Origin of the sequence: Octadecabacter dasysiphoniae (assembly GCF_021532615.1) — a bacterium.
Classification (GTDB): Bacteria; Pseudomonadota; Alphaproteobacteria; order Rhodobacterales; family Rhodobacteraceae; genus Octadecabacter; species Octadecabacter dasysiphoniae.
In genome coordinates, this window is record NZ_JAKGAQ010000002.1 from 834,162 (window position 1) to 856,062 (window position 21,901).

The window sequence follows — 21,901 nt, forward strand, 5'->3', positions numbered from 1 at the left end:
AATCATGATCGGCTTGGTCGGTATCGTCATAATCTTTGTAATGGTTTTCGGGGGCTACACGCTTGCTGGCGGCAAGATGGGGCTCATCCTGAAGGCCCTTCCATTTGAGATGATCATGATTGGCGGGGCAGCTATTGGCGCTTTCGTTATTTCGAACGATATGGCCGGTATCAAACATACCCTGAAGGACATGGGAAAGGTCTTTAAGGGCACCAAATGGAAAGCCGAAGACTATCGCGATTTGCTGTGCCTGCTGTTCGAATTAATTCGTATTGCCCGTGCGAATCCGGTCGGGTTGGAAACACATATCGAAGAACCTGCTGACAGCCCTGTCTTCGGGAAATACCCCAAGATTCTGGCAGACAAAGAGGCTGTTGCCTTGATCTGTGATACATTGCGATCCGCATCGATGAACTACGATGACCCGCATCAGGTCGAAGAAGTTTTGGAAAAGCGCATTGAAGCGAATTTTCACCACAGTATGCATGGCACCCACGCGCTACAGACCGTCGCGGATGGATTGCCTGCTCTCGGAATTGTTGCAGCTGTTTTGGGTGTCATCAAAACCATGAGCTCGATTGATCAACCACCCGAGGTCTTGGGTAAGATGATTGGTGGCGCGCTTGTCGGTACCTTCCTGGGCGTTTTCTTGGCTTATGGTTTGGTTGGCCCGTTTGCCGGAAAGGTCAAAACCGTCGTCGAAGAAGATGCGCACTTCTACCAACTCATAAGAGAAGTATTAGTTGCAAACCTGTATCAACACGCGCCTAATATTTGCATTGAAGTCGGTCGCCAAAATACCCCCGGCCATTGCCGTCCGAGTTTTTCTGACCTTGAAGAAGCCCTCAAAGCAGCCAAGCAGGATGCAGCATGATCCGTTGGTTGGTCCCTATTTGGTTGTTTTCGGGTGCCGCTTTCGCCGAACCGGTCACTATCCGCAGCGGGGAACACGATAGTTTTTCAAGACTGGTTTTGGCGATTGGTGTGGGCTCTCAATGGGAGGTAACACCAACAGATGGCGGGTATTTCTTGAATCTAGACGGGTCTACCGATGGCTTTGATACAAGCACGGTATTTGACAGAATTCCTAGAAACAGACTGGCCGCTGTCGCACAGCGAGATGGTGATTCACTTTTCTTGGAGGTGAATTGCGCATGTTACATCGACTCTTTTTTGTGGCAGCCGGGTCAACTGGTTGTCGATATTATCGAAGGGGTTGATCCAGAGGTCATCGAGGGCGAGCCGAGCATGAATGCGGAATTCGCGACGCCGCCTGATAAACCAACGCAATTACCAAATCTCTTGAGGATCAGGGAGGAATCGCCGCCACAAACGGTCGTGATTCCATCAGCCTTACAAGGTTCACCGCAATCCAGCGAAACTCAAATGACAGAAACGGCTCTGATTGAAGGGCTAGCAAGGGCCGCATCACAAGGTTTCTTGAATCCTGCGATGCAAAATGTCCCGAACGCGTCGTCCTCACCGCCGGCCGTTATTAATGAAGAGCCGGAGGATTTTTTAGAAGCATCGGTACTGGATGGCCAACCAGGGGTTGGAATTTCAACCGCTATGGATCGTGAATTTGCTCTCTTGGGTGACATGCTCGAATCGTCGGTTGGGCAACAATGTCTTCCCGCTGATCTGTTCGAAGTCAGCACGTGGGGTGATGATAGCGCTTTTCACTCTCAGGTTGCTGACCTTGCAGAAGGCTTGGCCGGCGAATTTGGAGAGGAGCCACGAGAGGCACAGGACGCGCTTGCGCGACTTTACATTCACTTTGGCTTCGGTGCTGAAGCGAGGGCTGTTTTGACTTCAGACACCGCGCTCAGTCAATCACGTCAAATTCTGAATGAACTGGCTGGAATCGTTGATCAATATCCTGGAAACTACGCGCTTATCGCAGCCCAAAAAGGATGCTCTACACCGGCTGCTCTCTGGGCGTTCTACGTCGATCCGTCCGCATTGGAAAACGATGAACGCAATCATATTCTCCAACAGTTTTTCGCCTTACCGCAGCCATTGAGGGGGCAATTTGCCCCGAGGTTGGCCCGTAAATTCATAGCCATAAATGATACTGATGCCGCGGCGAAGTTGTTGCGCGCCGCCGAAGATCATGACGCAGAGGTCACGCATGATGTTCAGGCGACCCACGCACTGATCGCTGAGGAAGTAGACGATCCTGAACGCGCGTTGGAGGTTCTCGCACAGGAAGCGGACGACAACGCACGCATCACTCCCGAGTCCCTAATTCGGTTGATCGAACTGGCATTGGAACAAGGGCAAACACCCCAAAGATCTGATCTGGCTCTCGCAGCTGCCATGCGCCAAGAATTTCGAGGAACTCCGGCCGCAAGTGCGTTGGCTATTGCCGAAGCAAATGGTCTCATCGCGCTCGGTGATTACGCAGAAGCCCTGGCAATACTCGGGGATCGAGATGACGATGGTGCGACGAACGTTGTCAACAATGCCTATTCGCAGCTAACACGGGTTGCGACAGCCGCAGTGTTCCTTGAATTTGGATATGGTCTGATTCCGGATGCAGTCACTGCGGATACAAGAAATGCTATGGCACGTCGTATGATTGATACGGGTTTTCCTGAGCGCGCGCTTTCCTTGCTGGACGGGCCGGCTGAACGGGAAGCCGCCGCAGAGCGTCGCTATTTGAGGGCCGAGGCCGGCATAGAAAGTGAAAATCACGCGATTGCAATTGATGGCTTGATGGGCATGAATGATGCTCGCGCCCGTGCATTGCGCGCCCGTGTATATGCTGGCCTTGGAGAACATCGCGCTGCTTTGGAAGCGGTAGATCCGATGTCGGCGAAACCCGGCCAGGAAACATTGCAATTTCGCGCCGGAGCTTGGGAAAGACTTACACTTGAAGAAGACGAAATTTTATCGGGATTTGCAGAAGCAGTGCTGGCGCCAAGTGTAACCGCTCCTGCTGAGACACTTGAAGACCGACGAGCAATTTTGGCCCAATCACAAGAAAGCCGCCGCGCGGTTGAGGGGCTCTTACAACGGTTTGATGGCGTGTCTTCGCAAGATTGATGAGTCTTGGTTACCAATTCGAAAGAGTCTGACGCTAACCGTTGTTAACCAGCAGCAGAAAGCGCAGGCCTTGAATGATACTCATGCTAACACGAAACCCCACTGCGCCTAGACGCGTAACGGGTGTGAATTCGAACCCAACCAAACGAACATCGGTGCGTTGATGGGATCGTTGTCGTTACGCAGTATTTTCCAACCGACGATTATGTTGGCCCTTGCGCTGATGGCGATCATTGTGATGATGATCTTGCCGATGCCGTCTTGGGTCCTTGACGTCGGCCTCGCGGCGTCGTTTGGGCTCGCGATCTTAATTTTCACTGTAACGTTGTTCATCGAACGGCCACTCGATTTTTCCGCATTTCCAACCATTCTCCTGGCGTCTCTCATGCTACGCCTGTCGCTCAACATATCGTCAACAAAGCTCATTATCGGGCAAGGACATACGGGAACTGGCGCGGCAGGCGATGTAATCGAAGGGTTTGCGAATTTCGTGATGGGGGGCAGCGTTTTCCTCGGCCTTGTCGTATTTGGCGTGCTGTTGATCGTGAACTTCATGGTCATTAATAAAGGTGCGACGCGCATGGCCGAGGTGGGCGCGCGGTTTGCGCTTGATGGAATGCCTGGCAAGCAGCTTGCCATTGACAGTGACATGAGCGCGGGGGCAATTGATCACCAAGAAGCCAAGCGCCGGCGTGAAATCGAACAGGCTGAAACGACCTTTTTTGGATCTCTGGATGGTGCATCCAAGTTCGTCAAAGGCGACGCTGTTGCCGGCCTGTTGATCACGGTTCTGAACCTTGTGATGGGCTTGATTATGGGCGCAGCCGTTCATGGCATGCCGCTTGGAATTGCGTTTGAAACCTACGCGATCCTGACAGTGGGTGATGGCTTGGTGAACCAGATCCCGTCCGTCATTATTTCGATTGCGGCAGCCCTCTTACTTGCGCGCGGTGGTGCAAAAGGAGCGACAGATCTGGCGCTGGCGGCCCAGCTCGGCGGTTATCCAGCAGCTTTGGCCACCGTCGCCGTTCTTATGTTTTTGTTCGCATTGGTGCCCGGATTGCCATTTCTGCCCTTCATTGCGGGCGCAGCTGCTTTGGGTGCTGCGGCTTGGTTCGGAATGAAATCGGCTGAACGCAAGGCCGAGGAAACCGCCAAATCAGAGGCTTTGCCAGACACTGTTCCGGCGCGCGAAAGTCTGGGTGATCTGCTTGATCTTGACGACATCCATGTCGAATTCGCGCCTGATCTGGTGGATATGGTTTTAGACCCCGGGGTCGGCCTTGATGTTCGTATTGGCAACATGCGCAATCACGTTGCGACTGAATTTGGCTTGTTGCTGCCAGAAATTCGGCTGACGGATAACGTTACCCTTCCGGATGGCCATTACCGAGTCTTGGTGCACGGGGTAGAACAAGTGCGGGATCGGTTGCAGCCGGGCCGCGTTCTTGCGCTTCTTTCCGGGCCAGAAACACCTGCTCCGGCTGGTACGGACGTGAAGGAACCCGTTTATGGTGCGCCTGCACGTTGGATTCATCCAGATGATCAGGAAACTGCGTCATTGGACGGACTCACAACGGTCCATCCGACAGAGGTTCTCGCGACGCATCTATTGGAAGTGATCAAAAAGAACTTTGCCCGCCTCATGACGTCCAAAGCACTTCGCCGGTTAATGGACGAAATGTGCAGCCTGACGGACTCTGCCAAATCAGACGCAAATCGAAAAATGCTTGATGAACTGGTGCCCGATAAGGTGCCGATGGATATGTTGTTATCAGTCCTTCGTCTTTTGCTCGAGGAACGGGTGTCCATTCGGAACTTGTCGTTGATTATCGAAGCAACGGCTGAGGGGCGTCAATTGTATCCATCGGTCGAAGGTGTTTCAGAGCATGTGCGCCAAAGACTGGGGTTTCAGTTGGTCGCACAGATGCGTCGGCCTGACGGAACGATCCCGCTCGTACAACTTGCGCCGGAATGGGAAGACACATTTGCGACCTATCAGATCGCGTCTGAACGTGGACTGGGCGATGTGGCCTTACCACCGGGCGAGTTTAATCGTCTGGCTAACGCAATATCTGAAAAAATCGCTGCGGCCGGTGAGGCAGGGGCGTACCCCGCAATCGTGACCTCGATGAAGCGGCGTAGATTTTTACGCACAGTGATGACCGCAAAAGGCCTACCCAACCCCGTTTTGTCCTTTGATGAAATAGGTGTGGATGCAAAACCGTCTTTGGTGGGACTTGTGCCCGCATGATTGAAGATCTCGCAGCTTTGTCATCGATCAGCCAAGAGGTTTTGTGGCAAGCATTTGTCGTCTTTATTCGTGTCGGCGCGATCGTTTCGCTCGTCCCTGCTTTCGGAGAACAAACTGTTCCAACCCGTGTAAAGCTCGGCATCGCGGTCGCGTTTACCTTTATAGTGACCCCAGCCGCGCCCGTTGCCCCGATCCAAGCAACCGCACCCGCTGTGGTCGGTTTGATCCTCGCGGAAACTTTGACCGGGCTATTCATGGGGCTGATGGTGCGGTTGTTTATTCTTGCCCTTCAGGTCGCAGGATCGATTGCGGCGCAATCGACATCTCTTTCGCAGTTGTTTGGTGGCGCAGGTATGGATCCGCTGCCAGCAATGGGACATGTCTTAGTTGTTGGCGGCCTTGCTCTTGCAACGCTGATGGGGCTGCACGTCCAAGTCGCTGAATTCATGATAAACAGCTACACGTTGGTGCCCATGGGTGAAGTCATCCCGTCCGAAGTTCTGACACGTGCAGGAATTGCCGAAATCTCCCGTGCATTCGCGCTCGGTTTTACGTTGGCCGCACCTTTTGTGATTGCGTCGTTGATCTATAATATCACACTTGGCGTTATAAATAAGGCCATGCCGCAGCTTATGGTGGCTTTCGTCGGTGCACCCGCCATCACCGCGGGCGGGCTGGTAATCTTAATGTTGGCGGCCCCGCTTATGCTGTCTTTGTGGGTTGAAGCAATGGGACTGTTCATGATGGACCCATTCCGGGGCCCAAGATGAGTGATGAGTCCAATGACGACGATAAGCAATATGAGGCCTCTCAACACAAACTGGATGAGGCCCGTAAAAAAGGCGATTTTCCACGCTCCATCGACCTGAATACTTCTGCGGCCTATGCCGGAATTCTGATCGCCGGTCTTTCCATTGGCGCAACATCTTTGATCAAAGTAGGTTCTGATCTGGCTGGGCTTCTAAGCAAGTCTGATAGTCTGTCTGATGCGGTTTTCGCATCAAGTGGCGCACCTATGATGGCCGGCGTGATGTGGAACCTTGGTGTTGGCTTGGCCCCCTGGTTCGGTATTCCGGCTGTGTTGGTCATCCTTTCGATCATCGCACAGCGTGGGTTTTTGTTTGCGCCATCAAAGCTCGAACCGAAATTGTCGCGGATTTCGCCGATATCGCAGGCGAAGAACAAATTTGGACGCAACGGGTTGTTCGAATTTGGGAAAAGCTTTGCGAAATTGGTTCTCTACAGCACGGTCCTGTTTTTGTTCCTTGCAGGCCGACTACCAGACATCATGAGCGCTATGGCTCTTTCACCAGGGCAAGTGATTGCTACGCTTTTGCAGTTATGCCTGTCGTTGATGTCGATTGTTTTGGTGATCGCGCTTGCTCTCGGCGTTGTGGATTACACGTGGCAACGCGCAGAACACCTTCGTAAGAATCGAATGTCCCGCAAGGAAATGGTCGACGAAAACAAGAATTCTGAGGGCGACCCTGCAATGAAACAACAGCGACGCCAAAAGGGTGTTGCGATTGCGATGAACCAGATGATGGGAAGTGTTCCGGACGCAGATGTCATCGTCGTTAACCCAACACATTATGCGGTTGCTCTGAAATGGGATCGATTGGGTGGGGCTGCCCCTGAATGTGTTGCAAAGGGCGTTGATCTGGTCGCCGCGCAAATCCGCGAAATTGCGCAGGAAAATGCAGTGCCGATCCATTCTGATCCACCGACAGCACGCGCATTGTTTGCGACGGTCGAAATAGGTGAGCAGATTCCAAAAGATCACTACAAAGCCGTGGCTGCCGCTATCAGGTTCGCTGACAAAATTCGCAAGGCGGCGCGCTAGATGGCTCAGTCTTCGGGGGATATGGAACGATTGCTACCACTGCTCGAGATGGCCTATCAGGCCGATCAGTTGAAGATGGCAAAGATATTGGCACGCATCCGCGATCTTCGTGCGCAGCTGGATGCCCTAGAGCGGCCCCAAACATTGCCATCCGAAGATATCACCGCAGCAACATTGGTTGGCGCCGATTTGCTTTGGGAACGTTGGGTGCATGACCGAAAGGTTCTGATCAACCAAGAGCTGGCCCTCGCGCTACGGGATCGTGAAATGGCTAAGGATGGTTTGACCAAAGCACTGTCCAAACGGGAAGCCGCAAAACAGGTGCAAAAGCGCGTGAGTATTGGCGTAAGACAAACGCAAGAACGCCGATCTAGTTGGTGACGTCCTGACGGACAATATCGATAATGAGAACATCAGTAATATGCCCACGCATTGTACGATTTGCTGCGTCTTTCAGTGCTTCGCGCAGCAACCGCATATTTGATGAACTTGTGAACGCGCCGTTGAAACCACCCATATTTGCGTGATCAAACATAACTTGCAAAAAAGCGTCGCGCAGCCGCGGTTCATGGGTGAAAACGGCCTCTTGTCCGCCCACCTCAACTTCGATGCTGAGAGACATTACAATCAATGCGGCCACCCGCTCGTTCATGACGACAGGTACAACAAACTGGTTGTTCATGCGTGCGTATTCACGTTCGTCTAACGAAACGGGCTGCACGTTTTGATCATCTTTATCCATGGCATCGGCGACGGCATGCCCATCCCCACACGGATTTTCTGCCATAGTTTCTTCTTCGGGTGCCGCCGTTAGCATCAGCCCGGCACCCACGCCACCACCGACACCGATCAAAAGCAGAATGAGAGGCAAGACTATTTTTTTCATGTCTAATTCCTAAAACGGAAGGATAATATCGGCGACTTGCTGGCCGATACGGGGTTGCTGCATGTCGGTGATTTGTCCGCGTCCGCCATAAGAAATTCGCGCTGAGGCCAATTTGTCATACGTGATTTCGTTCTGGCGGCTGATGTCGGCAGGACGAACGAAACCAGAAACCAACAGCTCCCGCATCTCGAAATTCACACGGACTTCTTGCGTGCCTTCGATCGACAAGACCCCGTTTGGCATCACACCCACAACCGTCGCGGCAATCCGCAGTTCGAGTTGTTCGTTGCGTCGCACTGATCCGTCCCCGCCAAAGCTACTGGATGAATTGAGATCAACCGCCGCGCTGAGGGATGCGCCCTCTGGTAAGGATTCATCAACGCGCTGGGGAATACCAAAAAGGTTAGGAACAGACATGTTTTCGGACCCACTGCGGGATCGATCTGTGGAGTTTGAAATAGAAGCGCTGTCATCGATTTCGATCACGACGGTCAAGATATCGCCACGCTGCACAGCGCGGCTGTCGCCCAACAATGATCCACGTTCTCCTGTCCAAAGCGATGGCGTTCCTGAACGTGTTGCGGTTGCGTCAAAATCGCTCGCGATCCCGTATGTCAACATCGCCGCAGCTTCAGGAGACGCTTGAGGTGGCGAAAATTCTGGTGGGGCGCCGACTGCCTTCAGGCGACTACATGCTGTGATGCCAACAAGGGCAGAGAGAAACAGAAATGTCGTAATGCGCATATGGTAGCTCCTATTGGGCGACAAAAGCGGTGCCGTTGGCGTCAACGCGCGCGGTGACAGTCGCGCGTGATGTGAGGTTCATGACGCGGATGAAATCTCCGGGTCCGGCACGATCAAGGGCGCGCCCCTCGGTCGAAATGATGATCCCACCACGGCTATAAACCAGTGCAACAATCTGATTTCGTTCAATCACCGATGGCGGTCCGATATCGCCTTGCCGAACGGGTCGGCCCGCATAAAGCGCGACGCGGGTTTCTTGCCCGATGACCATACTGGGGTCTTCCATAGCACCCATAAAATCAACATCGCGCAGCAAAATATCGTCTGGCCCGATAATCGAGCGAGCCGGAATTGTACGCGCCGCAACCAGCGCATCCGCCATGACTGGCCCCGTAAGAAGGCTCAGAATGATGCCAAGACGGATCATCGGATTTGCACCATTGATCCCAACATCTGGTCAGCGGCCGAAATGACTTTCGAGTTCAATTCATATCCGCGCTGGGCCTTGATCAGGTCGGTTATTTCTTGAACGGGGTCGACTGAACTATCTTCAAGATATCCCTGTCGCAGCACGCCCAACCCGTCCTGGCCTGGTGTTGCAACCGCAGACGGGCCCGACGCCGGTGTTTCCAAAAATAGGTTAGATCCGATGGCCTCAAGGCCCTTGGGGTTGGTGAACCCGGACAAGGTGAACTGGCCCAAAAGTTGGGGTTCCACCTGATCGATGAAGTAGGCGTAAACCTCACCCTCGGCATTGATTGAAATTGAACGCGCGTCGCGTGGAATCGTGATGTCAGGCACAACCGGATAGCCGTCTGATGTGACGATCAATCCATCGCCCGTTCTCTTTAGTCCCCCGTCACGGGTGTATGCAGCACGCCCGTCAGGCAGTGTTACTTCGAGGTACCCGTTGCCCTCAATTCCGAGGTCCAGATCTCCACCGGTTGCAGCCAAAGACCCCTGAGACAACATCATCGATACCGACGTTGGGCGAACGCCAAGCCCGAGCTGTACACCTGTCGGAAGCACAGTACCGTCGGACGCATTGATGGTTCCAGGACGGCTAAGTTGTTGATAATGCAGGTCGGCGAATTCCGCGCGACGGGTATTATACCCCGTTGTGCTCATGTTTGCGAGGTTGTTTGAAATGACCTCAACCCGGGTTTGTTGGGCGGCCATGCCGGCAGCTGCAATTCGTAGGGCGCGCATCGTGTGGGCTCCTTGATTGGATTATTTACCGAGCGCGCGAATGGCGCTGCGAATACGTTCGTCTTCTTTGTCGAGAAAGCTTTGGCCGAGTTCGTAGGACCGCTGGACTTCGATCATGCGTGTCACCTGCAAGACAGGATCAACATTGGATTCTTCGATGAACCCCTGAAGCATCCGCCCTTGAAGGCTGGGTTCAAATCCATCATCAGCACGAAATCTAACACCGTCTTCGCGGATCATCCCTTGCGGATTAATCGGGTTAACAAGCCCGACCTGTCCAACCGGTTGCCCGCCAGCACTCACTGTTCCGTCCGGGGCAATCCCAACTGGTCCCGCACCTTGGGGTATGAAAACCGGCGCGCCGCCTGCGTCCAAAACGCGGTAGCCTTCCGGTGTCACAAGATCCCCGTCTTGATTGGGGGTAAACGCACCAGCACGTGTCAGTCTTTCGCCAGCGGGTGTTTCGACTAGAAAGAAACCATCGCCTTCAATCGCAAGGTCAAATGCCCCGCCTGTCTGGGTCAAAGTTCCCTGCAACAAGACAGTGTCACGGGCCGAAGCTGTCGCCATGGATAAAGACGGATCGTTCGGACCCAGAGCCCGGACATGTTCGGCAAAGATGACCCCTTCTGTCCGAAATCCGGTCGTCGACATATTGGCCAGATTATTGGCCACAACGCGCATTTCTTTCATCAAACCAGATTGTCGCGTGAGCGCCGTGTAGGTTGCGTTTTCCATGGTCTATCCTCCGGCGATAATCGGGATGAGGGTGTTTTGAAAATAAGACACCAGAGTTTCCGTCATGAACCCCATGGTGATCCAGAACACACCGACGATTGCGGCCAGTTTGGGCACAAATGTCAGCGTCATTTCCTGAATGGATGTCAGGGCCTGAAACAGCCCGACAACAAGACCTGCAATCAATGCCACCGACAGGATCGGCATCGACACCAGTGTCGCTACCCAAAGCCCCTGCCGCAGAGTGTCATAGAAAAGCGTGTCATCCATTTTAGACAGGCATCCGAAGGATTTCCTGATAGGCTTCTACGACTTTGTCGCGAACCGTAATCGCCGTTTCCACGGCGAGTTCTGTTTGTGCCAGCGCTTGAACCAAAGCATGGGGATCAGCCCCACCCGACATCGCGGACATCGCCGTTTGTTCACTTTGTTTGAGAGTTTCAATAAAACCCGCTGCGGCCTCGCCAAATAAATTTCCGGCTTCGGCGGTCGGGTTCGGTGCTGTCGCGGGGCGGTTTGCCTCATAGGCCTTTGCGACCAGATTTGATGTAATATTCAATTAGGGTTCTCCTTATCTGCGCAATAAATCCATCAAGGACGTCGACATCTGACGAACTTGATCGAATAATTTTAGGTTGGCCTCATAGCTGCGCTGCGCCTCACGAGAGTCGGCGATTTCTACGAGGAGGTTGACGTTTGATCCGTCATAATTGCCGTTCGCATCTGCCAACGGGTGGGCGGGATCATAGATTTGATCAAGTGGTGTGCGATCAAGTCTGACTCGCCCTGTTTCCACCAAACCCGTCTCTTGCCCCGCTTCCATGACGGAAGAAAACGAAATTGTTTTGCGTTGATATCCAGGCGTGTCCGTGTTCGCGATATTTTCGGCCACGTGGCGTAGCCGCGCAGCTTGCGCGCGCATTCCGCTTGCAGTGATGTTCATTGCATCTGAAAAGTCTGCCATTTTATCTCCGCCCAATACTCATCCGCAGGACGTCCAGCGAATGTTTGTAGATGGCCAATGCGCGTGAATGTTCGCGCTGGATTTCAATGGAATTAACCATCTCTTGCTCTAGTGAAACTGAATTGCCATTGGGCGACGCTTCCGCATCCGAAAAATGGGCTTCAGGAGGTGTGGTTATCCCGCCTGATTCCAAATGCCCGCTGCGTGTTGTGCGTATTTCGGATGTCGCGGCGGTATAGGTGTCACGGAAGGAGTCCATCGCACGGGCGCGGTATCCGGGCGTGTCAGCGTTTGCCATGTTGGCTGCTGTTACGGCCTGTCGCGCACCGGCGTGTCGCGCCATCGCAAAAGAAGTCTGGAAGACTTCGAGATTTTTGAACATCGGGGCTTCTCCCTCGCTGGTTTCATTAAGCCTTAAGGATGATTCCCTAAGAATTAGTTGTCGCCAGATGAGTGAGGCCCCATGACCGACGATATTTTTGATCAGATGAGCAGCGCAATCTCGGGCGTTGCGTTGGCACGCCCTGTTGGGCGGATTACGCAGATCGCCGGTGGGATCGTATCAATCGCAGGTTTGTCCGACGCTGCCTGCGTTGGCGATGAGGTCCGGGTGATTGGCGGTACGGCTGGGGGCGAAATTGTGCGTACTTCTGGTGCATCCATCGAAGCATTGATTGACGGAACGACCGAAGGCCTCGGTCTTGGATCGAACGTAGTACTGCTGCCGCGCACGAAATTTGCGCCCCATGCCAGTTGGATCGGTCGCGTCATTGATCCTCACGGTAAGCCATTGGATGGCCGCCCCCTGTTGCCGGGAACTCGGGCCCAACCCGTGTCGGCCGCGCCACCACCGGCCAGTGAGCGTCGCGAACTTGGCCCGCGCCTATCCACCGGATTCGCGGTTTTTGATACGATCCTACCCATAGTGAGAGGGCAGAGAATCGGCCTTTTTGCCGGGTCTGGCGTTGGCAAATCTACACTTCTCTCGTCGCTTGCAAAAAAGGTTGAAGCGGACGTGATTGTTATCGGCCTAGTGGGGGAACGTGGTCGCGAACTGCGAGAATTCGTTGAAAAGTCTTTGGGGCCAGACGGAATGGCGCGAAGCATAATCGTTGCCGCGACATCAGATCGCCCGGCACAAGTGCGTCGTCGATGCCCGCAAGCAGCAACAGCTGTCGCCGAGTATTTTCGCGATCAAGGCCTGCACGTCTTATTGCTCATCGATAGCGTGACACGGTTTGCGGAAGCGCACCGCGAAGTCGCAGTCGCTGCGGGCGAAACCGCAAATCTGCGTGGGCATCCGGCATCAACTCCGGCAGCCATAGCTGGCCTATGTGAACGTGCCGGTCCTGGTACTGAAAACTCCGGTGACATTACTGCAATTTACACGGTTCTGGTCGCTGGTTCGGACATGGAAGAACCCGTCGCAGATATGCTACGCGGTGTTCTGGATGGGCACGTTGTATTAGATCGCAATATCGCAGAACGCGGACGGTATCCCGCGATTGATGTGACGCGATCTGTGTCGCGATCGTTGCCGGAGGCCGCAAATAAGGCTGAAAATGCATTGATCCAGCATGCGCGGCGGCTCTTGGGAACCTATGCACAGTCCGAATTGATGATCCAAGCAGGGCTGTATTCCACTGGATCAGACTCGAAAATCGATGAGGCGATTGCGGCGCACGATGCGTTAGATGCATTTATTTCAGCGGAGGGCACACATGGCGTCGCAGGCGCGTTTCATTTGCTGCAAAAAGCCCTGCAAACCTAGTAGACGCTGTGTCCTTACGTCAAATTTGTTGAAGTAAGCTCAAGGCGATTGATGCCGAGGAGCTGTTGAGCGCGGCATTCGACTCTGACCTCAGCATATATAACCGAATCATCTTTTCTTGGTTTTCAGGAGTCGAAAGATCTGCCAGTTGATCTGTTCCAAATGTTGCTTGGGCGCGCTGCTGAAACTGTTCTAACTGTTGGTCCAAATCGATCGCGGCGAAGCTGGATGAAAAACCAAGCGCAGTCTGAAACATCTCCCGAAGCGGTGCATTTCCCATCATGGCAAACCATTGGCCGGTGTTGGTGCCATTTCCTGCAATAACGTCATCCAGGGCTGGTTCAAGGTTCAGCGCGAGTCGCATTTCATTGTTTTGCTCACCGACGGCCTGCTGAAATTGTTGGGCCTCGTATCGGTCGATGATCTCATCCGTAAAAAAGGAAAAACCTGTGCGTGTGATTTCTTCAGCGCCAAAACCAAACGCCTCACTTAGGTCGGAATAACGACTGTCCGACAGCCTGTTGGCGAGGGCTTCGGAATCAACAGTTCCCTCTTCAAGAATTTTCCGGATGAAAAACTTGTTATCGATGTCGTCATCTAAACCGAAAGCCCCTAATGCGACCGATAAAAGTTCGCGGTTCGCCACCAGATCCTCTGCGGTTTTGATGTCTCCTATGTTGTCTCGAAAGTTGTCGGTTGCCCGGACAACGGTTGCGCTTTCGCTGAAGGCGGCTTTTTGAGAATCAATTGTTCGATCAAGAAACAGCCAGCCCGCATAACCGGATAGTGGAACGATGGGTTGAAATGTCATGACAAACGCGGCTGGGCCGCCAAAAGACGTTCTTCACGTGGCAATAAACTACGCAATCGTTTCAAGCCACGATAGATTTCGCCCTCAACAAAAGCGTCAGTTGCATCTTCAAGGAGTTGCCGACTGTCGTCATCTGTAAGCACTTGGCTAAGCTGTTCGACCCCCCGCAAGAGCTGCATTTTCCCTTCTTGGAGTTCCGCATCGCCAGATAAGATGAGCTGAGCAATATAGCAAACGCGACGGACTGGTGTATTCACTTCGTCGGGACGAATGGCATCTCTTAGCCGTAGGATGTTGGCGTTTGGTGTTAGGATGGACAATCTGGAACGGCGGTCGCCATTTTCGATGACAGCACCGTTTACAAGAACCCGTTCCTTAGGACCAAGTTTAAGTACGAGACCTGACATTAGATTTCCTCCTTCGGGTTCAATCCACGCATCATCGCTGTGTTGATGTCGATCAGGGGCGTAATATCTGCTTCGCCTTTTAATACCTTTCGGGAATGAAAAGCTGTGAACTCTGCCAAATAAAAGATGCGGGCCCGGAGGTCGTCGGAAAGTGCGTTGTCTCCGTCTGCAACTTGTGTCGCCAGATGCGTCCAAACGGCGCGGTTTGCGTGGACGGCCTCGGCAAACTTCGGAAATGCTGCCGGAAGTCGGCTTGCAGTATTGCGTAATTGTGCGGTGATTTCGCTGAACAACTGATGTTCTGTTGAGCGCTCTGACCGAAGGGCGGATGTCTTCGGCGCGTATGCCTGATGAGCAAGATCTATAATATTCACGTCGGGTCCTTTCGGGACGGAAGCCAATGTCACACGACTTTGCCGTGTGGTGAATAGGTACCTGAGGCGCCATGATATGGCGCCTCAGGTCGTTTGACTTACCGGAACAGTGACAGGATCGACTGTGGTGCCTGGTTCGCGATGGACAGCGACTGGACACCCAGCTGCTGCTGAACCTGTAGCGCTTGAAGGCGTGCAGATGTTTCTTCCATATCCGCGTCGACCATTGAACCAATACCCAATTTCAGGCTGTCAGACAGGTTTGAGATGAACGAGGACTGCGTTTCAAGACGACCTTCGACAGAACCGAATGCGGCAGCGGCATCAATTGCGCCAGACAGCATTCCTTCGATAGACGAAAGCGCACCGGCAGCATCAGTTGTTACATCGATGTTCTCAAGGCCGGCCAAAGTACCAGAACCGCGGGACACACCGTACTCGACTTCAATCCCTGCTTCGCTGGTCAGGTTTTCAATCGACAACGTGCCAGCAGTGGTCAGGTCAAATGCGAAGTCGTCTGTCGACAGACCCGCATTCTGCATAGCGTCCTTGATGCCCGTCGCTACGGAGGTGTTTGTATCGCCTTCACGGACACGGTACGTCCCTTCAACATCGCCGATCTTTAGCTGGATGGCGTCACCGACCACGAAACCGTTGATAACCGTATCGTCGACGCCAGCTGTGCTCCCTTTGAGAGCAGCAGCACCAGCCGCGGCACCGGCGGCATCCAGGAATGTGAAGCCGGTGATGTCGACCTCATCCGCACCGCCGTTTTCGGCCAACACGGTAACGCTGGCGCTACCCGTGCCTGTACCCGCAGTGATATCCAAACCAGCCGTCGTTGACAGGTTCTGAGTATCAATGCCGATGGAACTGGCGGTAACGCCACCGGTGCTGTCACGGTCGAGGGACGACAGAACATCAATACCGGCGTTACCGTTCGTGTTGGTGCCTGCATTGGATCCATCGACAAGGTTTTGACCGTTGAACTGGGCCGCACCTACGACGGATTTGATCTGCTCTGTCAGGGCGGAGATGTCAGTCTGCAGTTTGCTGCGATCGACATTTTCTTCCTGCGCGGCAACGATCTTGCCTTTGATATCTGTCAGAAGGTCGGTGATCGTTTCTGATGCGTTGCGCGCAACCGCAACCGTTGATTGGCCAAGGTTCAAGCTGTCAGAAATTGCATTGAAACCTTTAACGTCGCTTTCCATAGTCTTGGAAATCGCCCAAACAGCGGCGTTATCTTTTGCGGAGGAGACATCCTTACCGGTCGAGATCATCGACTGGGTCTTGGACAGATCACCGTTGATGGATTTAAGGGTCTGGAGCGCAACCATTGCGCTGTTGTTCGTCAGAATGCTGGACATATGTATGGTCCCATATTTGAGGGCGCGTTTTGCGCCAAGTTTTCAAGAACCAACCCGCGGGTTGGAAGGAACGTCATTCTGACGGATGCTTGCCTGTTAAAGCGTCAGCGCCACCGAGTCGGGTGCTTGGCCAACATGTCTCAAGGCACCTAACGAGGACTTAACGGGGACGGGTTATATGCCAGGCAATTGGGTACAATTTATTAGAAACGCCGCTCTGTTCCGCGGGTTGGTTGGCTGATCTTTGTTGCGTTACCATGGCTGTCGTAGCTGGATAGCGTCATGCGTGCGTCACGTTGTTTTTTCAAAGTGGTCATCACAGTTGAAACACCTTCTTTAGCGGCCACCAACAAAGCGCTGTTGCGCAAAAGGGCGGCTGACAACAACCGCAGGTTCGCAGCATTTGTCTCGTCAAAGCTGTTCGCAAGGGCTTCTTTTTCGGGCATCAACGCTTCTACGGCTTCAAAATCGCCCTTCAGCAACGCCTCTCGTTCTGCGTCCAAAAGGCGCGCCAATCGATCTGTGACTGTTTTACTCATGCGATTTTGCAACCATCGAATCAAATAGGGCCTGGGCGAGCCCGATGCCGCCTGCTTGCGTCATTTGTTTTGCATGTTCATCACGCAAGAAAGAGGAAAACTGATCCTCACCAGAACCGCCGCCAAATGCCTCCGGTGTTTGGCCGATGCCCGCGGATTTCAACATTTCCGATAAGAATTGCGCCTCAACGGATTGTGCGACGTCCATCAACCTCTCGGCGCGCGCCGGGCTTGGTGGGATCGCAGGGGATGTTGGATTCAAGTCCATATCGTCGACTCCTTTAAAGACAATTGTCGTCACCTTTAGGGGGCAGCGGTAAAGATTGGGTAAGCATCTAGAAGATAAACATCGCCCAACCGAACTGAGTCGGAGAAGCCGATGATTCCTTTTGAAACGCCCCAAGCCGCCCCATTGGGCGCGCAGTCCTTGCTGCCAAAAATCGCGCCGGAAACCTCCGAAGGGTTTGCACAGGCCTGGCAAGAGCACGGCCATAATACAGTGATAGAAGTCATTGTTGAGCCAGCGCCAGAAACGGATCCAGCCACACTGGTTCCTCAGGCGACCGATATGTCGGGGTCTTGGTCAAAAATATCGGGTGAAACCAATAGTATTGTGTCGGAAACGCCCCACGAAAAAGGCGGGATTCTTATCCAACCAAGCCGTCCTGAACCTACGCTCGAACAGACAGAATTGAACTCAAATTCGTCAGTTGCACGGGCACAGTATCATAGTGCTGGCGCGGAATTGTCCCAAGTCTCCCCACACCCGCAGGATGGACGTCCGCCGATGATGCATCAATTGGAGCAGTCGGCAGATATGCGGTTCTTCAGTGGTGATACAGCGAACCCTGCACAAACTGTTAGCCCTACACCAACACATTCGGTGCACCAATCTGCCAACCCTACCGCCACGGAACTACCTTTGGCCGAGGTCAAAAAGTCGCCTGACGCGGTACCGATCCAGCCAGATAATCGGCTATCCGCCACCCCTGCAGAAGGGTCCCGTCATACATCGCAACTCCATGCTTTTCAGCACGCCACGTTAATCGATGCCCACCCAAAGCCGGATTCGGCATTGGTGGTCAATACGGTGGCGCAAGTTGATCCAAAGCAGGTTGAAACAGCGGCAAAGATCGCAGAGCCCGCTGCAAAGACGCTGGTTGCACACCCTCCTAGCGGCCCGACTGACGGGGAATGGGTACGGCCACCGGTATCGCAAAATCGCGTCACTGCCGCCGACGCCACCATGACGAAGCCAGAAGCACCTCTTCCAATTTCGGACGCGGTGCGGCCACATGTCCTCCCGGGAATATCAGATCAAACAGTTCACCCGACGCGTGATAGGCAACCATCTATGCCATACGTGATGCAAGGCCGCACCGCGCCGCCAGACACGCCGCAGCTGGCGCCCGACTTGCGCCAAACGTCGTTATTTACGTTAGATCCTCTCGTGAAGGATGGCTCTACAGATGATCCGGAATTGATGGTGCACAGCACATTGAATGCAGCGTCCGTTGGGCGCGGTGCCGTGGCGCATTCCATGCAATCCCATATGCCCCAAATTGCGCAACAGGTTGCAACGGCCACCATTCAGGCAAAGGCAGGCGTGACCGAAATTGCCCTCAACCCGGAGGAGCTGGGCCGCGTCCGCATGGCGCTCACGACAACCGAAGGCGGGGTGTCCGTGTCTATCACCACAGAGCGACCCGAAACGGCCGAACTGATGCGGCGCAACATAGAAATGTTGGCGCGGGAATTCCGGGATCTCGGATATGAATCCGTATCATTCACGTTTGATGATCCGTCCGAAAAATCGGGGGATCAGCCTCAGGAATCCGCGCAACACACAGCAACCGTGGACGATCCGTCACCTGACGCGCCGTCTCCTGCATCCCTCACAACCGTTGCACTTCGCAACGGCCTTGACCTCAAACTCTGACGGAGCCCTCCTAAATGGATATCGCAGCAACATCCTTGACCAATTCGACGGTCACACCCCAAACCGAAACGTCCGAAGCAGTCATTTCATCTGATTTTGACACCTTTCTTAAAATGTTGACGGTGCAGATGGAAAACCAAGACCCGCTTAACCCAACGGATTCGTCGGAATATGCACAGCAACTGGCGACCTTTTCGGGGGTTGAACAGCAGGTTCTCACCAATGATTTGTTGAACGCGTTAATGGTTCAAATGAACACGACTGGCATGGCGCAGATGGCGGACTGGGTCGGTAAAGAAGCCCGCGCAACGGCCCCCGCATATTTTGACGGCAGCCCTGTGACCCTAGCACCCAACCCTGCGTCCGTCGCCGATAAGGTCGAATTGGTGGTGTTCAATGCGGCAGGCGATGAAGTGCAGCGCATGGAAATTCCGAAATCATCCGACCCGATCGAATGGGCCGGAACGGACATAAACGGAACACCGTTTCCGTCTGGAATCTATCAATTCCAGGTAGAGAGCTCCTCTAACGGAGAGGTGGTCTTGTCCGAAATGTCTGACGTCTACGCAAAAGTCCAAGAAGTGCGCAGCGAAAATGGCGAATCCATTCTGATCCTCGAAGGCGGAATCGCAGTCGTAGCCTCATCCGTCAGCGCACTCCGAGAAGCGTGATTCACCCAAACAAAGCGACTGCGATCGCAACAGCAGAAGCACCAAGTGCACCCAACGACATCCACCCCAGCGCTGGCAGATAACTGCGGCGCGGTGGCGGAGTTTGATCTTCGCCCAACTTAATCAACGCCGCCTCGGCCAGTGCAGGCAAACGTGGCCCGAACCTCGCCAAGACACGCGCAGTTTTGGCAAGGTCTTGCAACGCCGCTTTCGGGCCGATGCTCTCTTTGATGTAATCTTCGACGACGGGCTTGGCCGCATCCCAAATGTTCATGCGGTGATCAAACGTGCGCGCAACGCCTTCGACGACAACCATCGTGCGTTGCAACAAGATCAGTTCGGTGCGTGTTTCCATCCCGAACCTCTCGGTCACTTCGAACAGATAGGACAACAGCCGCGCCATTGAAATCTGTTCGGCGTTCATCCCGAAAATCGGCTCACCGACGGCGCGCAGCGCACGGGCAAATTCATCAACATCGCGGTTGGCCGGCACGTACCCGGCCTCAAAATGGACCTCGGCGACACGTTTGTAGTCACGCCGGATAAACCCAAACAGGATTTCAGCGTAAACGCGCCGCGTGTATTCATCGATGTGGCCCATTATGCCAAAATCATAGGCAATGATGTCACCGTTCGGCGCAATCTTTAGGTTGCCGTGGTGCATGTCTGCATGAAAATATCCGTCGCGCAGTGCGTGGTTCAGGAAAAGCTGCAAGACCCGCCGCGACAGATCGGTCAAATCATGGCCCGCCGCAGCAATTGCTTCGACGTCCGCGGCATTGATACCCTCGGCCCAGTCCAGCGTCATGACGCGGCGCGCAGACAGGCCCCAACGCACTTTGGGCAACGCAAATCCTGCATCATCGACGGTGTTATCTGCAAATTCGGACGCTGATGCGCTTTCAAGGCGTAAATCCAGTTCGCTCAGTACCACGCCTTCAAAATGTTCGATCACATCCATCGGGCGCAATCGCCGCGCAGAGGGGGAGAACGTGTTGAAAATTGACGCCGCCAGATAGAATGCGTCAATGTCCTTTTGGAACGCTTTTTCAATCCCCGGTCGCAGGACTTTGATGGCAACAAATTCACCATCCGACACAAGCCGCGCTTTGTGAACCTGCGCGATTGATGCCGCCGCGACGGGTTCGGAAAAATCAGCAAAGACGGTGTCGATGTCCACGCCCAATTCTTTCTCGACTTCGGCTTTGGCGACTTCGATCGGGAACGGGGGCAATTTATCTTGAAGCACGCGTAACTGCACCGCCAATTCGGTTCCCACGACGTCCGGACGGGTCGATAAAACTTGGCCGAATTTGATATAGGCTGGGCCAAGGGCTTGCAAAGCCCGCGTCACGGGCGGCAATTTAACGTCGCCCTTTAGCCCAAGCCATTGAAACGGCCAAACCAGCCCTCGCACTGCGCCGCGCATCAGGGCTGGCGCTTCGACGGCATCAAGAATGATCTTCATCGCGCCTGTGCGTTCCAGCGTCGCGCCGGTTCGGATTAACCGCCATATGTTGTGTGGGCCGCGCAAGTTACAGTTTCCAACCCGAATGCAGGCAGGCAATGCCAAGACTTAGATTGCGGTATTTCGCATTGTCGAACCCGGCCTTCTTCACCATCTCAAGAAAGGTGTCCTGGTCTGGAAATTTCCGGATCGATTCCACCAAATATTGATAGCTGTCACGATCCCCTGTGATCACTTTACCCATGACAGGAATCGCGTTGAACGAATAAATGTCATACAGTTTTTGAAGCATATCGTTAGGGATATGGCTGAATTCCAACACCATCAAACGCCCGCCAGGTTTTAAAACGCGGTAGGCTTCGTTCAGAGCCTCTTGCGGGCGGGTGACGTTTCGAATGCCAAAGCTGATCGTGTAAACATCGAACGTGTTGTCCTCAAACGGCAGTGCCATCGCATCCCCGACAATCCAGTCCAGCGCATTTTCCAAACGCGCCGCTTCCGCCCGTTTGCGCCCTTCGATCAGCATCGGTTCGGTCAAATCAAGAACCGTTGCATGCCCTGATCCGGCCCGTTTCAAGAAACGGAACGAAACATCGCCGGTCCCGCCAGCCACATCCAAAAGACGTTGGCCCGGGCGCGGAGCGAGCCAATCCATCATCGCGTCTTTCCAGATACGGTGGATTCCAAGGCTCATCGCGTCGTTCATGACGTCATATTTGCTGGCAACGCTGGAAAACACACCGCGCACAAGGCCCGCTTTGTCACCCTCCGGCACCGTTTCAAATCCGAAATGAGTCGTTTGATTGTCAGTCATGTCCAGCACCTTGCACAGTCTAATTCGCAGATATAGCGTCCCACCTTCAGA

General features: G+C 53.8%; 26 protein-coding genes. 9 read left to right on the top strand and 17 right to left on the bottom strand.

Features of this window, described 5'->3' with window-relative positions:
• Positions 1–4 precede the first annotated feature (4 nt).
• From motA to L0664_RS11060, 6 genes are all read left to right on the top strand, one after another.
• A complete protein-coding gene (gene motA / locus L0664_RS11035) occupies positions 5–874 on the top strand; it encodes a flagellar motor stator protein MotA (protein ID WP_235225893.1) in 870 nt (289 codons plus the stop codon).
• A complete protein-coding gene (locus L0664_RS11040; RefSeq protein ID WP_235225894.1) occupies positions 871–3,048 on the top strand; it encodes a tetratricopeptide repeat protein in 2,178 nt (725 codons plus the stop codon). Before motA ends, L0664_RS11040 begins: the two co-directional genes overlap by 4 nt.
• A 223-nt stretch (positions 3,049–3,271) precedes the next feature.
• A complete protein-coding gene (gene flhA / locus L0664_RS11045; protein ID WP_418888029.1) occupies positions 3,272–5,302 on the top strand; it encodes a flagellar biosynthesis protein FlhA in 2,031 nt (676 codons plus the stop codon).
• Entirely contained in the window at positions 5,299–6,072 is a 774-nt protein-coding gene (locus tag L0664_RS11050) for a flagellar biosynthetic protein FliR (RefSeq protein WP_235225898.1), read from the top strand. Before flhA ends, L0664_RS11050 begins: the two co-directional genes overlap by 4 nt.
• On the top strand, positions 6,069–7,145 hold the full coding sequence (locus L0664_RS11055; RefSeq protein ID WP_235225900.1) for an EscU/YscU/HrcU family type III secretion system export apparatus switch protein: 1,077 nt from the start codon (positions 6,069–6,071) through the stop codon (positions 7,143–7,145). The genes L0664_RS11050 and L0664_RS11055 overlap by 4 nt, the downstream gene beginning before the upstream one ends.
• Positions 7,146–7,526, top strand: coding sequence for a hypothetical protein (locus L0664_RS11060; RefSeq protein WP_235225902.1), 381 nt, complete (start codon positions 7,146–7,148; stop codon positions 7,524–7,526). It begins immediately after the preceding gene.
• Here the strand turns inward: L0664_RS11060 and L0664_RS11065 are convergent.
• Genes L0664_RS11065 through L0664_RS11105 form a run of 9 tightly spaced genes read right to left on the bottom strand, consistent with a single transcriptional unit; the run spans position 7,516 to position 12,068 of the window.
• Positions 7,516–8,031, bottom strand: a complete 516-nt coding sequence (locus L0664_RS11065) for a flagellar basal body-associated FliL family protein (RefSeq protein WP_235225904.1) — start codon at positions 8,029–8,031, stop codon at positions 7,516–7,518. The two genes, L0664_RS11060 and L0664_RS11065, sit on opposite strands and share 11 nt — an antisense overlap.
• Before the next feature lie 9 nt (positions 8,032–8,040).
• A complete protein-coding gene (gene flgH, locus L0664_RS11070; protein WP_235225906.1) occupies positions 8,041–8,775 on the bottom strand; it encodes a flagellar basal body L-ring protein FlgH in 735 nt (244 codons plus the stop codon).
• A gap of 10 nt (positions 8,776–8,785) precedes the next feature.
• Positions 8,786–9,202, bottom strand: a complete 417-nt coding sequence (gene flgA / locus L0664_RS11075; RefSeq protein WP_235225907.1) for a flagellar basal body P-ring formation chaperone FlgA — start codon at positions 9,200–9,202, stop codon at positions 8,786–8,788.
• The gene (gene flgG, locus L0664_RS11080; protein WP_235225909.1) at positions 9,199–9,984 is read right to left on the bottom strand and encodes a flagellar basal-body rod protein FlgG; all 786 of its coding nucleotides are present in this window, start codon (positions 9,982–9,984) and stop codon (positions 9,199–9,201) included. The genes flgA and flgG overlap by 4 nt, the downstream gene beginning before the upstream one ends.
• 21 nt (positions 9,985–10,005) lie before the next feature.
• On the bottom strand, positions 10,006–10,722 hold the full coding sequence (locus L0664_RS11085; protein ID WP_235225910.1) for a flagellar hook-basal body complex protein: 717 nt from the start codon (positions 10,720–10,722) through the stop codon (positions 10,006–10,008).
• A 3-nt stretch (positions 10,723–10,725) separates the two neighbouring features.
• Entirely contained in the window at positions 10,726–10,992 is a 267-nt protein-coding gene (locus tag L0664_RS11090) for a flagellar biosynthetic protein FliQ (RefSeq protein WP_235225911.1), read from the bottom strand.
• Position 10,993: 1 nt separating this feature from the next.
• Positions 10,994–11,281 carry a flagellar hook-basal body complex protein FliE gene (fliE, locus tag L0664_RS11095; protein WP_235225912.1) on the bottom strand — a complete coding sequence of 96 codons (288 nt, stop codon included), beginning with the start codon at positions 11,279–11,281 and terminating at the stop codon, positions 10,994–10,996.
• Between the two features lie 12 nt (positions 11,282–11,293).
• A complete protein-coding gene (gene flgC, locus L0664_RS11100; protein WP_235225914.1) occupies positions 11,294–11,686 on the bottom strand; it encodes a flagellar basal body rod protein FlgC in 393 nt (130 codons plus the stop codon).
• A 1-nt stretch (position 11,687) separates the two neighbouring features.
• Positions 11,688–12,068, bottom strand: coding sequence for a FlgB family protein (locus L0664_RS11105; protein WP_235225916.1), 381 nt, complete (start codon positions 12,066–12,068; stop codon positions 11,688–11,690).
• Between the two features lie 81 nt (positions 12,069–12,149).
• Between L0664_RS11105 and L0664_RS11110 the strand changes: the two genes are divergently transcribed.
• A complete protein-coding gene (locus L0664_RS11110) occupies positions 12,150–13,457 on the top strand; it encodes a FliI/YscN family ATPase (RefSeq protein ID WP_235225917.1) in 1,308 nt (435 codons plus the stop codon).
• Positions 13,458–13,476: 19 nt separating this feature from the next.
• Here the strand turns inward: L0664_RS11110 and L0664_RS11115 are convergent, their stop codons facing one another.
• From L0664_RS11115 to L0664_RS11140, 6 genes are all read right to left on the bottom strand, one after another.
• The gene (locus L0664_RS11115; RefSeq protein ID WP_235225918.1) at positions 13,477–14,268 is read right to left on the bottom strand and encodes a DUF1217 domain-containing protein; all 792 of its coding nucleotides are present in this window, start codon (positions 14,266–14,268) and stop codon (positions 13,477–13,479) included.
• Positions 14,265–14,675 carry a flagellar biosynthesis repressor FlbT gene (gene flbT / locus L0664_RS11120; protein ID WP_235225919.1) on the bottom strand — a complete coding sequence of 137 codons (411 nt, stop codon included), beginning with the start codon at positions 14,673–14,675 and terminating at the stop codon, positions 14,265–14,267. The genes L0664_RS11115 and flbT overlap by 4 nt, the downstream gene beginning before the upstream one ends.
• Complete coding sequence (gene flaF, locus L0664_RS11125) at positions 14,675–15,049, bottom strand: flagellar biosynthesis regulator FlaF (protein WP_235225920.1); 375 nt, start codon at positions 15,047–15,049, stop codon at positions 14,675–14,677. The genes flbT and flaF overlap by 1 nt, the downstream gene beginning before the upstream one ends.
• A 98-nt stretch (positions 15,050–15,147) precedes the next feature.
• A complete protein-coding gene (locus L0664_RS11130; protein ID WP_235225921.1) occupies positions 15,148–16,419 on the bottom strand; it encodes a flagellin N-terminal helical domain-containing protein in 1,272 nt (423 codons plus the stop codon).
• Between the two features lie 203 nt (positions 16,420–16,622).
• On the bottom strand, positions 16,623–16,958 hold the full coding sequence (locus L0664_RS11135) for a flagellar protein FlgN (RefSeq protein ID WP_235225922.1): 336 nt from the start codon (positions 16,956–16,958) through the stop codon (positions 16,623–16,625).
• Entirely contained in the window at positions 16,951–17,226 is a 276-nt protein-coding gene (locus tag L0664_RS11140; RefSeq protein ID WP_235226187.1) for a rod-binding protein, read from the bottom strand. Before L0664_RS11140 ends, L0664_RS11135 begins: the two co-directional genes overlap by 8 nt.
• 1,086 nt (positions 17,227–18,312) lie before the next feature.
• Between L0664_RS11140 and fliK the strand changes: the two genes are divergently transcribed.
• Together fliK and L0664_RS11150 are read left to right on the top strand one after the other, a co-directional pair.
• On the top strand, positions 18,313–18,897 hold the full coding sequence (gene fliK, locus L0664_RS11145; protein ID WP_235225923.1) for a flagellar hook-length control protein FliK: 585 nt from the start codon (positions 18,313–18,315) through the stop codon (positions 18,895–18,897).
• Between the two features lie 14 nt (positions 18,898–18,911).
• Positions 18,912–19,568, top strand: coding sequence for a flagellar hook capping FlgD N-terminal domain-containing protein (locus L0664_RS11150; RefSeq protein WP_235225924.1), 657 nt, complete (start codon positions 18,912–18,914; stop codon positions 19,566–19,568).
• A gap of 1 nt (position 19,569) precedes the next feature.
• Here the strand turns inward: L0664_RS11150 and ubiB are convergent, their stop codons facing one another.
• Entirely contained in the window at positions 19,570–21,102 is a 1,533-nt protein-coding gene (ubiB, locus tag L0664_RS11155; protein ID WP_235225925.1) for a 2-polyprenylphenol 6-hydroxylase, read from the bottom strand.
• A 1-nt stretch (position 21,103) separates the two neighbouring features.
• Positions 21,104–21,850 (bottom strand): bifunctional demethylmenaquinone methyltransferase/2-methoxy-6-polyprenyl-1,4-benzoquinol methylase UbiE, encoded by a 747-nt coding sequence (gene ubiE / locus L0664_RS11160; protein ID WP_235225926.1) that lies wholly within the window; start codon positions 21,848–21,850, stop codon positions 21,104–21,106.
• Positions 21,851–21,901 lie beyond the last annotated feature (51 nt).

Coding starts and splice junctions, on each gene's coding strand:
- motA (WP_235225893.1), top strand. CDS start 5: ATGATCGGCTTGGTCGGTATCGTCATAATCTTTGTAATGGTTTTCGGG.
- L0664_RS11040 (WP_235225894.1), top strand. CDS start 871: ATGATCCGTTGGTTGGTCCCTATTTGGTTGTTTTCGGGTGCCGCTTTC.
- flhA (WP_418888029.1), top strand. CDS start 3,272: ATGGCGATCATTGTGATGATGATCTTGCCGATGCCGTCTTGGGTCCTT.
- L0664_RS11050 (WP_235225898.1), top strand. CDS start 5,299: ATGATTGAAGATCTCGCAGCTTTGTCATCGATCAGCCAAGAGGTTTTG.
- L0664_RS11055 (WP_235225900.1), top strand. CDS start 6,069: ATGAGTGATGAGTCCAATGACGACGATAAGCAATATGAGGCCTCTCAA.
- L0664_RS11060 (WP_235225902.1), top strand. CDS start 7,146: ATGGCTCAGTCTTCGGGGGATATGGAACGATTGCTACCACTGCTCGAG.
- L0664_RS11065 (WP_235225904.1), bottom strand. CDS start 8,031: ATGAAAAAAATAGTCTTGCCTCTCATTCTGCTTTTGATCGGTGTCGGT.
- flgH (WP_235225906.1), bottom strand. CDS start 8,775: ATGCGCATTACGACATTTCTGTTTCTCTCTGCCCTTGTTGGCATCACA.
- flgA (WP_235225907.1), bottom strand. CDS start 9,202: ATGATCCGTCTTGGCATCATTCTGAGCCTTCTTACGGGGCCAGTCATG.
- flgG (WP_235225909.1), bottom strand. CDS start 9,984: ATGCGCGCCCTACGAATTGCAGCTGCCGGCATGGCCGCCCAACAAACC.
- L0664_RS11085 (WP_235225910.1), bottom strand. CDS start 10,722: ATGGAAAACGCAACCTACACGGCGCTCACGCGACAATCTGGTTTGATG.
- L0664_RS11090 (WP_235225911.1), bottom strand. CDS start 10,992: ATGGATGACACGCTTTTCTATGACACTCTGCGGCAGGGGCTTTGGGTA.
- flgC (WP_235225914.1), bottom strand. CDS start 11,686: ATGGCAGACTTTTCAGATGCAATGAACATCACTGCAAGCGGAATGCGC.
- L0664_RS11105 (WP_235225916.1), bottom strand. CDS start 12,068: ATGTTCAAAAATCTCGAAGTCTTCCAGACTTCTTTTGCGATGGCGCGA.
- L0664_RS11110 (WP_235225917.1), top strand. CDS start 12,150: ATGACCGACGATATTTTTGATCAGATGAGCAGCGCAATCTCGGGCGTT.
- L0664_RS11115 (WP_235225918.1), bottom strand. CDS start 14,268: ATGACATTTCAACCCATCGTTCCACTATCCGGTTATGCGGGCTGGCTG.
- flbT (WP_235225919.1), bottom strand. CDS start 14,675: ATGTCAGGTCTCGTACTTAAACTTGGTCCTAAGGAACGGGTTCTTGTA.
- L0664_RS11130 (WP_235225921.1), bottom strand. CDS start 16,419: ATGTCCAGCATTCTGACGAACAACAGCGCAATGGTTGCGCTCCAGACC.
- L0664_RS11135 (WP_235225922.1), bottom strand. CDS start 16,958: ATGAGTAAAACAGTCACAGATCGATTGGCGCGCCTTTTGGACGCAGAA.
- L0664_RS11140 (WP_235226187.1), bottom strand. CDS start 17,226: ATGGACTTGAATCCAACATCCCCTGCGATCCCACCAAGCCCGGCGCGC.
- fliK (WP_235225923.1), top strand. CDS start 18,313: ATGCCATACGTGATGCAAGGCCGCACCGCGCCGCCAGACACGCCGCAG.
- L0664_RS11150 (WP_235225924.1), top strand. CDS start 18,912: ATGGATATCGCAGCAACATCCTTGACCAATTCGACGGTCACACCCCAA.
- ubiE (WP_235225926.1), bottom strand. CDS start 21,850: ATGACTGACAATCAAACGACTCATTTCGGATTTGAAACGGTGCCGGAG.